The sequence below is a fragment of the Mycobacterium sp. OAE908 genome (assembly GCF_017872775.1).
In the GTDB taxonomy this organism is placed as follows: Bacteria; Actinomycetota; Actinomycetes; order Mycobacteriales; family Mycobacteriaceae; genus Mycobacterium.
The window spans coordinates 124,776-136,958 of the sequence record NZ_JAGGJL010000002.1; the positions used below are offsets into that span (position 1 = coordinate 124,776).

Sequence of the window (12,183 nt, forward strand, 5' to 3'; positions counted from 1 at the left end):
CGAAAGGACCGCCCCCGCATGACGATTGCGCACGACGTCTACTACGACCCCTATGACGTTGGCATTGTCCACGATCCCTATCCGGTATACGCGCGACTGCGGGACGAAGCGCCGATCTACTACAACGAGCGTTACGACTTCTGGGCGATCTCGCGCTATGCCGACGTGGAGAAGGCACTGGCCGACTGGGAGACCTTCTCCAACAGCCGCGGCGACATCCTCGAACTGATCCAGTCGAACTTCGACATGCCCAAGGGCGTGATGATGATGGAGGATCCGCCCGTGCACACGATGCTGCGCGGGCTGATGTCGCGGGTCTTCACGCCGCGCCGGATGGCCGAGATCGAAGACCAGATCCGCGCGTATTGCGTCAACTGCCTTGACCCGCATGTGGGTTCGGACGGTTTCGACATCATCGCCGAGCTTGCGTCGATGATGCCGATGCGCGTGATCGGCATGCTGCTTGGCATTCCTGAGTCGGAGCAGGTCCAGGTCCGCGATGCCAACGACGCGAACCTGCGCACCAAGCCCGGCGCACCGATGAAGGTGATCACCGCCGACAAGATCGCCGACGGCCGCATCTACGCCGATTACATCGACTGGCGCGCAAAGAATCCGTCGGACGACTTGATGACTGCGTTGCTCAACGTCGAGTTCGAAGACGAGAACGGGGTGACGCGCAAGCTGACCCGCGACGAGATCCTGCGCTACACGCAGGTGGTCGCGGGTGCCGGAAACGAGACGACGGGACGACTGATCGGCTGGCTGGCCAAGGTGCTGGCCGAGCATCCGGATCAGCGCCGTGACGTCGAGCAGGATCGGTCGCTCTTGACGCGCGCGGTTGATGAGACGCTGCGGTTCGAGCCGACCGGTCCACACGTAGCGCGCTGGATGGCAAAGGATTTCGAGTGCTACGGCACCACTGTGCCGGCGGGCAGTGCGATGCTGCTGTTGTTCGGTGCGGCCAACCGAGACTCCCGGCGCTATGAAGACGCCGAGGCGTTCAACATCCATCGCGACAACATCTCGCATCTGACGTTCGGAAAGGGTGTGCACTACTGCCTCGGCGCGAACCTCGCGCGGCTGGAGGGCCGCGTCGCTCTCGACGAGCTGCTCAACCGGTGGCCCGAGTGGGACATCGAGTACGAGACAGCGGAACTCGCGCCGACGTCGACAGTCCGGGGCTGGGAAAGGCTGCGCCTGGTCTTGCCGTGAATCAGTCGAAGGCTATGACCCCTCGGATGTTCTTACCTGCGCGCAGATCCTTCATCGCCTCGTTGATGTCGTCCAGCTTGTATTTCTGAGTGACGAGCTCATCGAGCTTCAACGTGCCGGCCTCGTACATCGACAGCAGCATTGGCATCGCGTCGCGTGGGTTCATCTCGCCGTAGAGCACGCCTTTCAGCGTCTTACAAGAGCTGACCATGTCGGGCAGGATCAACGGCACCATCATGTCGGTCAGCTTGGCCATGCCGGTGATAACACAGGTACCGCCCTTGCGTAGCAACATCATCGCCAGTAGCACCATGTCGGCCGGCACCACGCCCGGGGTGAGGACCACCCGGTCGGCCATGACGCCCCACGTGATTTCTTTGACGAGTTCCAGTGCCGCGCCTGCGTCAACCGCGGTGTGCGTCGCACCGAAAGCGGGTGCGATGTCGCGCTTGAACTCGTTGGGGTCGACAGCGACGATGTACTTGGCGCCGGCCGCTTTCGCGCCCTGGACGGCGTTCATGCCTATTCCGCCCACACCAATTACCACGACCGTGTCGCCGATTTTGGTGCCCGCGGCAACTGAACCCGAACCGAATCCCGTTGTCACCCCGCAAGAAACAAGTGATGCGGCTTCCAGCGGTATCCAGTCGTGGACCTTGACCAACGACCGTTCCGAAGCGACCACATACTCCGAGAAGGTCCCGACCTGCATCATGGCCATCAGATCCTCGTCGCCAAGATGGCGCCGCCGCGTGCCGTCGGTGGTCATCGCCTTGCTGTAGATGTCGGCTCCGACGTCGCACAGATAGGTGTATCCAGTTGCGCACCAACGACAGCTACCGCACGCGGGCAGAAACGAGATCGCTACGTGGTCACCGGGTTTCAGCGTCTTGACCTCTGGGCCGACCTCCTCGACGATGCCGGATCCTTCATGCCCGCCGAGCATCGGGAACCATTCGGGGACCGGGACGCCGGACGCCCGCATCATCTCTTCCATCTCCGCACTGGGCACGCTGTCGCCGGTGTAGAAGTGCTCGTCGGAATGGCAGACGCCCGCGTAGGCCATCTTGACCAGGACCTCACCGGCATGGGGTGGATCTAGGTCGACCTCGGTGACTTCCCAATCCACGCCGACTCCGCGTAAGACTGCAGCTTTGGATTTCATCAACTCTCCTCGGTGGGTCGAACGGGCTAAGCTGCCGGCCAGCCGACGGTTTTGGTCTCTGTGAAGATCTCGAGGCCCTCGATGCCGCACTGCCGTCCGATACCGGATTGCTTGTACCCGCCGAACGGGGCGTCGGCGCCGTACCACAAGCCGCCGTTGATTCCGAGCGTGCCGGTTCTGATCCGGCTCGCGACGGACTTGGCTCGCTCGAGATCGTTGGCGAAGACCACGCCCGACAGTCCGTAGATGGAGTCGTTGGCGATGCGGACCGCGTCGTCGTCGTCGACGAAGCCGATCACCGACAGCACCGGGCCGAAGATCTCCTCCTGCGCGATGGTCATGCGGTTGTCGACGTCGGCGAACACGGTGGGCTCCACGAAGTAGCCCTTGGGTAGGTGCTTCGGGACACCCCCGCCTGTGACGAGGCGCGCCCCCTCCCGCTTCCCTTTCTCGATGTAGCCGAGCACCCGCTCCTGCTGCCGTTTGGATACCTGCGGCCCCTGGAGGACTGAGGTGTCGGTCGGATCGCCGTATTTGTTCTTCTCCATCGCAACTTTGACGATCTCGACCGCCTCGTCGTATCGCGAGTTCGGGACGAGCAGACGTGTCGGCATCGCGCAGCCCTGCCCGGCGTGCATCATGATGAACGCACTGCCGCCGACGGTGGAGCTGATGTCGCCCTCGTCGTCGAGCACCAGATAGACCGACTTGCCACCCAGTTCGAGGAAGGTGGGTTTGACCGTCTCGGCAGCAGCCGCCATGATGCGTCGGCCGGTAGCAGTCGACCCGGTGAACGCCACCATGTCCACCAACGGCGAGGTCGACAACACCTCGCCCACAAGATGATCAGACGATGTCACGATGTTGATCACGCCCGGCGGGATATCCGTCTGTTCGGCGATGATTCGGCCGATCCGGGTGGCGTTCCACGGGGTGTCGGGCGCCGGTTTGAGCACCAGCGTGTTGCCCATCGCCAGTATCGGGCCGATCTTGTTCAGGATGATCTCGAAGGGGAAGTTCCACGGCGTGACGACTCCGACGACGCCGACGGGTTCCTTCCACACTTCCCGCGTCGCAGGCGTGCCCATTCCGAATGCATCCTTGTCGGGAAGTGAACGCCTCCAAGGGAACTCACCGATCATGTCCGCCGGCCAGGTCAGTGCCTCGTTCAACGGCACATCAAGCTGCGGTCCGTAGGTAGACAGCACCGGACAACCGACCTCGGCCACCAGCTCGTTGCGCAGCTCCTCCCGTTCGGCTTCGAGCGCCGCCTGTAACTGCCGAAGGCCGGCAGCCCTGGCCTCACCGTTGCGAGACCAGTCGGTCTGGTCGAAGGCGCGGCGCGCCGCCGCGACCGCGCGCTCCATGTCGGCGCGGGTGCCGTCGGCGGTTGAGCCGAGCACCTCCTCTGTCGCCGGGTTGATGTTGTCGAATTGCCGGCCGGTTTCGGATTCGACGAGCTTGCCGTCGACGAGCATGCGGGATTCGTGGGTCACCGTGAGATGTCCTTCACCATTGTCGAAGTTCGGCGACGGCACCGGACGGCCGTGGCGCCAGGGTCAGATACGGGATGAAACTGCTATTGCCGCAGGCGAGTACGGAGTGCACGACACCCACGAGGTGATCGGCGTCGACGAGGCCGCCCTGCATATAGCCGTTGTCCATCCAAAACCGGATGGCCTTCTCGAGCGCATCAGGGTCCCAGGTTTTGTTGAACTCGGTTTGGGAGTCACCCTGACCACCGAAGCAGTCACCGACCGCAAGGCGGGTGAACCCGATGTTCGGATGCTCGATACGCCATGCCTCGACCAGTTTGTCGAGCGCGGCTTTGGACACCGCGTAAGCGCCCAGAAACGGCCACGGCGCGGAGTAAGAAGCGCTCAGCGACGACAGATAAATCGCCGATCCGGCGGCCGCTGCCAAGTGGGGTGCGGCCGCCGCTGTGATGAGTGATGCACCAGTGACGTTGGTGGCGAAGAGGTTCGCCCACTGATCGGCGCTGACGTCCGTGAGTGGCGCGAGCACGCCCACACCGGTCGTGTACACCAGTGCGTCGAGACCGCCGAAGGCCGCGACGACTTCATCCACGGCATGTCGGCAGGTGGCGCTGTCCGTGACGTCACACGCGACCGCTAACGCGCCGTTACCGGCTTCATCGGCCGCTTTGACGAGGCGATCACGTCGTCTGGCCAAAAAGGCCACCCGGGCGTTGCGTTGGGACAGGCCCATTGCGATGCAGCGGCCCAGGCCTGCCGAGGCTCCGACAACGGCAACTCGCAGTGGCGGCGTGTCATGCATCAAAACTCCTTGGAATGAGGCGAGAGCCACATTATCAGTTTTGTAGAAGGACTATATTCACTTACCGATAACACCGATTTACATACAGGCTCAGGTAATGCTGGGGCGTGGGGAAGGGCTAGCGTTTCAATACGTTCCGCGGCTCGATCGCGAAGCTGAGCATCAGTCGGTCGAGTATTCGCGCAGCCCGAGTGCGGGCCCTCGCCGGGCTTTTGGCATGCGCGACAAGCAGAGCGCCCTCTTCGAGGGCGGCTACCAGCATGTGGGTCAGTTCGCCGACCGGGTGGTCGTCGATGATGCCCTCCGCGATGGCCCCGGCCACCATCTCGTTGATGAGGGCGATGCTGTTGCTCTCCTGAATTGCGCGCAGTGTCCGCCAGCCCAGTACGACCGGACCGTCGAGCAGCATGACCCGCTGTACCTCGGGCTCGAGCGCCGACTCCAAGAATCCGTGCAGTCCGGCTGAAAGCCGCTCCCACGAATCGGCGCCCGACGGGGGGGATGCCAAGGACCTCAGCGTGAGGTCACGCTCGACCTCCTCGAACACCGCGCGAAACAGCTCGGCCTTGTCTTTGAAGTGGTGGTAGAAGGCGCCGCGAGTGCCGACGCCCGATGTGGCGACCAGATCGCCGATGCTGGTGTTGAAGTAACCCTTCTCCACGAACAGGGTGCGGCCGGCGTCGATGAGGTCGCGTCGCGTCTGATCGCCCCGTGCCCGACGTTCGATGTCGGTGCCACCACGCTTGGCCATGTCGGGCATCGTAACAACATTCATACTGTATGTTGCGCTAATGGGTGATGACGAAGTTCGCGCGTATGGCTCCGTGGCTCCTCTGAAAGTCGGCTTGCTCAACGACTATCCGACCCGAACCGGCACGGACAACGACACTCTGGACACTCTGCGACTGGTCTTTGATGAGGCTGCCGCGTCTGGCCTCGTCGACCGACCAATCGAAGTGGTCGAGCGCAACGTGATCGGCTTGCCCAACGGCACCTATCAGGCCGTCGAGCAGGGGTACGACGAGTTGGTCGCCGCGGGGTGCTTGGCGATCTTCGGGCCATACGTCTCGGATAACGCAGTGCCCTTGACGGCACACGCCGAACGTGTCGGCAAGGTACCCAACATCATCCTGTCGGGTTCGGAGGGTGCACTCAGTGAATGGACGTTCGCCCTGAACAACGGATCGATGCCGGAGGAGCCGGTGATGCTTGCCGCGGTGATGCTCGGTGACGGTCGGTCCAGGATCGCAATCGCGTACGAGGCGTCGTTGATCGGCAAGGAGTATCTCGCCTTCGCTGAGAAGGCATATTCGGCGGCTGGCCTGAAAGTCGTGACGACGGTGGCGATTCCACAAGTGGAAGCCGATAAGTCGGCGGCGGTTGCCGAGCTCGCGGCCGCCCAACCGGATGCGCTCGTGCACGTGGGGTTCGGCCACGGACTGTGGGGATTCTCCGATGCACTCATGGCCGCGGATTGGGACCCGCCGCGCTACACCACCACTGCGTTCGAGATGGCTCATATCAGTGCCGAATGGATGCACCACTTGCGTGGTTGGGTCGGGCTCGACAGCTACGACGAGCGAAACACGGTCGGGCAGGCGTTCCTCGATCGGTTCGAGGCGCGATACGGCCGTCGGCCAGGGCATTCGATGCCAGGATTGGCATACGACGTCGGCACGGTGATCGTGCGCGGGTTGGCGGCGGCGCGGCCATTGACCGGTGAGGGCGTGAAGTGCGGCATCGAACAGGTGAAGCTCATCCCGTCGGCCAGTGGGGCGCCGGGCACCTTCCTCCGCTTCGGGCGCTTCATCAGGCAGGGCTGGTTGGGCTCGGACTATCTGATCGCGCGGCGGGTGCTGCCGGACGGGAGCCGTCACGTCTTCCATTCGGCTCCCAGCGACAACATCTCACGCGCGGTCGGCTTGACTCGTTGAAACTCCGGCTAATTGGATCGCCCCGAAGACCGGGGCGGTGACGATTCCGGGCGGATGTGCCAGTACATCCGGGATGGCACGCACCGCTCCCATCGCGATCATCAGATGGCCCGGCTGTGCATGCTTTCCGGTGGGTGACTGGCCGTCCCAGCCGACGTCGAGAGCAAGTTCGAAGCTGGGCACACCCTTGATGACAGCGCGGATGAGCGGTGCCTTCGCACCGACCGCGAGCGGCACCAGACCCCACTGCGGCAGATCGCGGGTGAGCACCCACTCTTCGTGGATGGCCAGCAACGGCCGGCCCGACCAATGGCCGACCCACGAGAATCGTTGGCCGACGACCGTTCCCGCCGCGATCCTGCCGGCGAGCACCTCGATGTCGTGGTCGAGCGTGGTGGCGTCCACCGACACCTCGACATGCGACAGCCGGATGCCGAGCACGTCGGCGGTGGCGTTGAGCGCCTGCCGGTAGGCCAGGTCGAGCTTCTTGATGATCGGTGAGTCGATGCTGACGTCTTCGGGTGGTCGGCCCATCCCCATCAGATCGACGAGCATGGGGCGGCTGTCCACGGCCGAAACGTCGGTCGCCTCGTAGAGGTCGATGCGGTCGATGCTCTTGCTGAGCCCCGTCACTGTGGCGACGAGACGTTCGAACATGAAGCCGGGATTCTCGCCCGCGGCGTGAAACCGAGAGCTTCCTGTGCGACAGGCATCGACGAAGGCGGCCTCCGTGTCTGCACCATAGGTGGGCAGGTGGTTATACGAGGTTGTCGTGATGACGTTGGTTCCGGCCGCAAGCAACCGGCAGATGTCCTCGGCATTGGTCTCGACCGCGTGGGCCTTGCTGGCTGCGTGGATGACGACGTCGGCGCCGAGTGCGAATATCTCCTCCTTGTCACAGGTGGCCGACACCCCGGTGGTTGCCGGTAGACCACACAGCGCGCCTGCGTCTTGGCCCGCCTTCGACGGGTCGTATACCAATACCCCCACCAGCTGAAAATTGGGATTCTCAATCAGTTCCGCCAACGCGGCGCGCCCGACAGCGCCGGTGGCCCATTGCACTACTGAAATAGCCAATCGATCGCTCCTGGTTGCGCTTTCGCGTACCGCCCGGTTACGGGCTCGATTCAACCTACATCATGTAGGTTTGCAACCACCAAGGTGTATGTTGTGCATGCCGAAACAGCAGTGAGGAGCCGCACCATGGCCCAGCCGGCGACCGTCGAGGAACTCGAACAGAGCATTCGGGATGCCCAGAGCAGATTCAACGCGGGCATGGGCGCCGACGGCGATGCCTCGCCCTACCCGATGTTGAAGGAATTGCGGGCGCAGAGTCCCGTGCACGCTGGGTGGCCGGAGATGGGCGTGGTCGGCAACGACGGTGACGGTCCGCCGACGTTCACCGCCTATACGTTCGACACCGTGAAGGCGATCTTCACCGACAACGTCACATTCAGTACGCGCTGTTACGAAGACATCGTCAGGCCGCTGCAGGGTCCGACGATCCTGGAGATGCAGGAACCCGAGCATGCGGTGTACCGCAAGTTGCACGAGTTCGCGTTCGCGCGTTCCTCGATGAAGCGGTGGGACGCTGAGCTCGTGGGCCCCTTGGTCGCGAGAACAATTGCCAAGTTCAAGGACGCGAGGCGTATCGACCTCGTCGACGCCGTGTTCATGCCGATCCCGGTACGGGTCATCGCGGCGCTGCTCGGCCTGCCCGATTCCGACGTGTTGCAGTTCCATCGGCTCGCCATCGACTTGCTGGGCTTTCGTGGGGACATGGAGTGTGCGATGCGCGCTTCGGCGGAGATGAAGGAGTACTTCGTCGGAATTCTGGCCGACCGGCGCAAAAAGCCGAAGGACGACATGGTGTCCATCCTGGCCGGCGCTGAGGTCAACGGAGTGAGAATGTCCGACGAGCAGATCTACGGGTTCATGCGCAACCTGCTGCCCGCGGGCGCTGAGACGACGTCACGATCGACGGCCAGTCTCGCGATGGCGCTGCTGACCCACCCCGACCAGCTCGACGCCGTACGCGCTGATCGCGGATTGCTGCCACAAGCCATCGAGGAGGGCATTCGATGGGAGACCCCACTTCTCAACTTCATGCGCGAGGTAACTCGCGACACCGAGATGGGTGGTGTCGCGATACCGAAGGGCGCAACGATGATGCTCAGTCTTGGCAGTGCCAATCACGACGAGAGTCGCTGGGATGATCCGGAGAAGTTCGACATCTTCCGGGATCGCAAGCCGCACATCGGTTTTGCACACGGTGCGCATGTCTGTCTCGGAATGCATTTGGCCCGGCTCGAGAGCACCAAGATTTTCAACGCACTGTTTGACGAACTGCCCGGGCTACGACTGGACCCCGACGCGCCACCGCCATACATCACCGGAACCATGTTCCGGTCGCCACCGCGGCTCGACGTCGTGTGGGACTGAGGAGATCGACTCTTGACTACTCGTGTGATCCAGTGGGCGACGGGTGTGACCGGAACTATGTCGCTGCGTCACGTGCTCGACAGGCAGGACCTCGATCTCGTCGCCGTGCGGGTCTACGACCCGGTCAAGGCGAAGGTGGACGCCGGCGTGTTGTGTGGCGTGGGGGAGACGGGTGTCGTCACCACCGACGACCGGGACGCCGTGATCAACACCGATGCCGATGTCGTGCTCTACATGGGCAAGGTGGAGACAGATACCCCCGGCTGCTTCGCCGATGTCTGCGACCTGCTCGCGTCGGGAAAGAATGTGGTGGCCACGGGCAGCCGGTTCATCCATCCCCGGTCGCTGCATGAATCCCTCGCCGACGACATCGAGAAGGCATGTCGCACAGGGGGATCCTCGTTTCTCGGGCTCGGCTTGTATCCCGGATTCGTTGGCGAGTCGTTGGGTCCTGTCTTGTCGCGCCTGACCCAGAAGACCAATCGGATCAGCGTACGTGAGGTACTCAACTACTCGACGTACGCCAGCCACGATTTGATTTTCAACGCCATGGGTTTCGGTCATGCCCCCGACGACACCACCCCGCTGCTGTCCAACACCGATTACGCGGCGAGCGCGTGGATCGGCAGCGCCACGGTGCTTGCGCAGGCGCTGGGACTGGAAATCCGATCAGTCGAAGGCTTCCGTGAGGTCGCGACCACACCGCGAACGCTGACGGTTGCCGCGGGCGAAATCCCGGCGGGCACAGTCGGTGCGATGCGCTTCGGCGTCTCCGTCGACTGCGGCGAGACAACGATGTCTGTCGAGCACCTCACCCGCATGGCAGACGATCTCGCTCCGGACTGGCCGAGCGAGATCGGATACCAGCTCACCTTCGAAGGCGAACCAAATATGCGTCTTCACCTCGTCATCGGTTCTGAAGGCGAGGATCACGCCGCACAGGGATGTCTGGCCACCGCGATGCACGCCGTCAACGCGATACCGGCGGTGGTCGCCGCCGAACCCGGACTGTACGACCTGTCGAGGATCGCCCCGTTCGTCGCGCATTGGACCAATCGGTGACGCCGGCGGCCATCACCTTCACCGATCGTGTTGCCCTCGTCACCGGCGGTGGGCGCGGGTTGGGGCAGGCGTACTGCCGAGAACTCGCCCGACGCGGTGCTTCCGTCGTCGTCCACGACAACGGCGCGGGCGCCGACGGCCGAGGTCGTGACAGTGCACCGGCAAATGACGTGGCGGCGGCCATCGCGGCCGAGGGCGGCCGAGCAGTGGCGTGTACGTCTGATGCCAGTACCGAGGATGGCGGCCGCGAAGCCGTCGACCTCGCGCTTCGCGAATATGGACGTTTGGACGTCATCGTCACTAACGCCGGCATCATCCACGACGGTCCGCTGGAGCAGTGGCCCACCGAGCGGTTCGACGCCCTGATTCGCCACCATGTGCTTGCCGCATTCCACGTTGCACGGCCGGGGTTCGCCGTCATGAAGAAGGCCGGCTACGGTCGATTGGTCTTCGTGTCCTCAGCGGCAGGCGTTTTCGGTCAGGCCGGACTGGCGGGCTACGCGGCGGCAAAGACTGGGATGCTCGGGCTGATGAATGTGGCGGCGCTGGAAGGTGCCGCGTTCGGGATCACCGCCAACGCCATCATGCCGATGGCAGGCACCCGGATGGCGTTGGCGCTGATGCGTGAGGCAGCCGAGACACCAGACGCACGGGCTTTTCTTGACTCATTGCGGGTCGACCAGGTTGCGCCTGTCGTCGCCTATCTCGCCAGTGAGGCGTGCACCACGACGCACAGCGTCTTCAGTGCGTTCGCCGGTCGCGTCGCCGCGGTGCAGATCGGCGTGACCCGCGGATGGTTCAGCCCGAACGACATGTTCACCGCCGAGGACGTCGCCACTCATATCGGTGAGATCACCGACACCGCCGGGCTTTGCGTGCCGGGCAGCATCTTCGACGAGATGGCGATAGGTCTGGGTGACTAGCCCGCATCTGCCGGGCCGTTGCCGAACCCCGTGTAGCTTCTGATCAATGGCAGATCCGCCATGGTCGCGAACCCGGCGGCCGCATCACAGACCGCCGGAATGGCGTTCACGACTTGCATGGCGACGGTGATCAAGCCCGCTCGCACATGCTCCTCGATCGAGGCCTCACGTGAGAAGCTCGCCAATGCGAAGAAGTGTGTGCGCATGGATGGGTCGCCCTCAAGGGTCAGAGTCCAGCCGTCCAAGGGCGTCGGCCAGTGCTTCGGGTACTCCCCACCCACGGTCCACAAGGTTTCGAACTCGATCAGCGTGTCGCCGTTGCGATGCCCCGTAAAGTTCCAGCGCTGCCCAGCGGTCGTCCCGGCCCGGACGACGTGGTCGAAGATTTGGAAGTCCTTCGTTGCCGGCACCGTCTCGAGGTGCACCGAGACATCATCGATGTCGGCGTTCAACGTGTCGGAGATGAACCAGGTCTGTTCGACGAACAACCTTGTGAGGAAACGAAGATATTCGTTCGCAGTGGGTGTGACGTCGTCAGTCGGCCGACCGAACCACATTCCGTCGAACGTGATGTCGGTGCTCTCCCAGAGTGTCCAGTCAGCCCGCTCCTGGAGTGTGAATTTCTCAATTGTGCGGCTCATTCCGGACAGTGCCAGCGGCAGCACACCCGACAGATTTCCGGGATTCAGTCCGCTGCCATGGATGGTGCTGTTGCCCTTCTCGCACGCCGCTCGCAGGCGGAGGCGATCTGCCTCGGGGATGCGTCGCGGATGGAACAGAAATGACGGCGTCGCCACGTTCTTTCCGCTTTCGAGAAGCGCGCAGACGTCGTCGAGGTTGGTGAACGAGGGGGCGTACAACACGACGTCGGCATCCAGGGCGAGGATCTCCGCCGTGTCGGTGGTCGCCGTTACACCGATCGGTCTTCGGTCGACGATGGTTCCGATATCCACGCCGTTCTTCGCATCGGAGTACACGCGGGCGCCTACCAATTCAATGTCAGGTCGGTGATCCAGGATCGTCGTCACCATCTCTGTGCCTACCGCTCCGGTGGCCCACTGGATGACCCGAATCGGCCGGGGGATTGTCAACGGTCGGCTCCCTTCAACTCCGAGCACAAGCCACTGTATCTGTGGTGATAATG

Annotated in this window: 11 protein-coding genes; 5 read left to right on the forward strand and 6 right to left on the reverse strand. The window is 63.3% G+C overall.

Annotated features, from left to right (window positions below; all coding sequences use genetic code 11):
• The first annotated feature begins 18 nt into the window (after positions 1-18).
• Entirely contained in the window at positions 19-1,215 is a 1,197-nt protein-coding gene (locus tag J3E61_RS25745) for a cytochrome P450 (protein ID WP_210085781.1), read from the forward strand.
• A gap of 1 nt (position 1,216) precedes the next feature.
• Here J3E61_RS25745 and J3E61_RS25750 read toward each other — a convergent pair whose 3' ends face one another.
• From J3E61_RS25750 to J3E61_RS25765, 4 genes are all read right to left on the reverse strand, one after another.
• Positions 1,217-2,380, reverse strand: a complete 1,164-nt coding sequence (locus J3E61_RS25750) for an NDMA-dependent alcohol dehydrogenase (protein ID WP_210085782.1) — start codon at positions 2,378-2,380, stop codon at positions 1,217-1,219.
• 26 nt (positions 2,381-2,406) lie between these two features.
• A complete protein-coding gene (locus J3E61_RS25755) occupies positions 2,407-3,858 on the reverse strand; it encodes an aldehyde dehydrogenase family protein (RefSeq protein ID WP_210086691.1) in 1,452 nt (483 codons plus the stop codon).
• A gap of 31 nt (positions 3,859-3,889) precedes the next feature.
• On the reverse strand, positions 3,890-4,678 hold the full coding sequence (locus J3E61_RS25760) for an SDR family oxidoreductase (protein ID WP_210085783.1): 789 nt from the start codon (positions 4,676-4,678) through the stop codon (positions 3,890-3,892).
• A gap of 118 nt (positions 4,679-4,796) precedes the next feature.
• Positions 4,797-5,429: a TetR/AcrR family transcriptional regulator gene (locus tag J3E61_RS25765; RefSeq protein WP_210085784.1), complete on the reverse strand. Its 633-nt coding sequence runs from the start codon at positions 5,427-5,429 to the stop codon at positions 4,797-4,799.
• A gap of 40 nt (positions 5,430-5,469) precedes the next feature.
• Here J3E61_RS25765 and J3E61_RS25770 point away from each other — a divergent pair, with 40 nt between their 5' ends.
• Complete coding sequence (locus J3E61_RS25770; protein WP_210085785.1) at positions 5,470-6,612, forward strand: ABC transporter substrate-binding protein; 1,143 nt, start codon at positions 5,470-5,472, stop codon at positions 6,610-6,612.
• Here the strand turns inward: J3E61_RS25770 and J3E61_RS25775 are convergent.
• Complete coding sequence (locus J3E61_RS25775) at positions 6,586-7,674, reverse strand: dihydrodipicolinate synthase (protein WP_210086692.1); 1,089 nt, start codon at positions 7,672-7,674, stop codon at positions 6,586-6,588. The genes J3E61_RS25770 and J3E61_RS25775 overlap by 27 nt on opposite strands.
• A 141-nt stretch (positions 7,675-7,815) precedes the next feature.
• Here J3E61_RS25775 and J3E61_RS25780 point away from each other — a divergent pair, with 141 nt between their 5' ends.
• From J3E61_RS25780 to J3E61_RS25790, 3 genes are read left to right on the forward strand one after another with little or no spacing between them, the layout of a single operon-like run.
• Positions 7,816-9,054 (forward strand): cytochrome P450, encoded by a 1,239-nt coding sequence (locus J3E61_RS25780; RefSeq protein WP_210085786.1) that lies wholly within the window; start codon positions 7,816-7,818, stop codon positions 9,052-9,054.
• Positions 9,055-9,111: 57 nt separating this feature from the next.
• A complete protein-coding gene (locus tag J3E61_RS25785) occupies positions 9,112-10,116 on the forward strand; it encodes a dihydrodipicolinate reductase (protein WP_210086693.1) in 1,005 nt (334 codons plus the stop codon).
• The gene (locus J3E61_RS25790) at positions 10,113-11,039 is read left to right on the forward strand and encodes an SDR family NAD(P)-dependent oxidoreductase (protein ID WP_210085787.1); all 927 of its coding nucleotides are present in this window, start codon (positions 10,113-10,115) and stop codon (positions 11,037-11,039) included. Before J3E61_RS25785 ends, J3E61_RS25790 begins: the two co-directional genes overlap by 4 nt.
• On the opposite strand, the gene J3E61_RS25795 is transcribed toward J3E61_RS25790, so the two are convergent.
• On the reverse strand, positions 11,036-12,070 hold the full coding sequence (locus J3E61_RS25795; protein ID WP_210086694.1) for a dihydrodipicolinate reductase: 1,035 nt from the start codon (positions 12,068-12,070) through the stop codon (positions 11,036-11,038). The genes J3E61_RS25790 and J3E61_RS25795 overlap by 4 nt on opposite strands.
• Positions 12,071-12,183: the final 113 nt, after the last annotated feature.

Coding starts and splice junctions, on each gene's coding strand:
- J3E61_RS25795 (WP_210086694.1), bottom strand. CDS start 12,070: ATGGTGACGACGATCCTGGATCACCGACCTGACATTGAATTGGTAGGC.
- J3E61_RS25750 (WP_210085782.1), bottom strand. CDS start 2,380: ATGAAATCCAAAGCTGCAGTCTTACGCGGAGTCGGCGTGGATTGGGAA.
- J3E61_RS25770 (WP_210085785.1), top strand. CDS start 5,470: ATGGGTGATGACGAAGTTCGCGCGTATGGCTCCGTGGCTCCTCTGAAA.
- J3E61_RS25755 (WP_210086691.1), bottom strand. CDS start 3,858: ATGCTCGTCGACGGCAAGCTCGTCGAATCCGAAACCGGCCGGCAATTC.
- J3E61_RS25785 (WP_210086693.1), top strand. CDS start 9,112: ATGTCGCTGCGTCACGTGCTCGACAGGCAGGACCTCGATCTCGTCGCC.
- J3E61_RS25765 (WP_210085784.1), bottom strand. CDS start 5,429: ATGGCCAAGCGTGGTGGCACCGACATCGAACGTCGGGCACGGGGCGAT.
- J3E61_RS25760 (WP_210085783.1), bottom strand. CDS start 4,678: ATGCATGACACGCCGCCACTGCGAGTTGCCGTTGTCGGAGCCTCGGCA.
- J3E61_RS25780 (WP_210085786.1), top strand. CDS start 7,816: ATGGCCCAGCCGGCGACCGTCGAGGAACTCGAACAGAGCATTCGGGAT.
- J3E61_RS25745 (WP_210085781.1), top strand. CDS start 19: ATGACGATTGCGCACGACGTCTACTACGACCCCTATGACGTTGGCATT.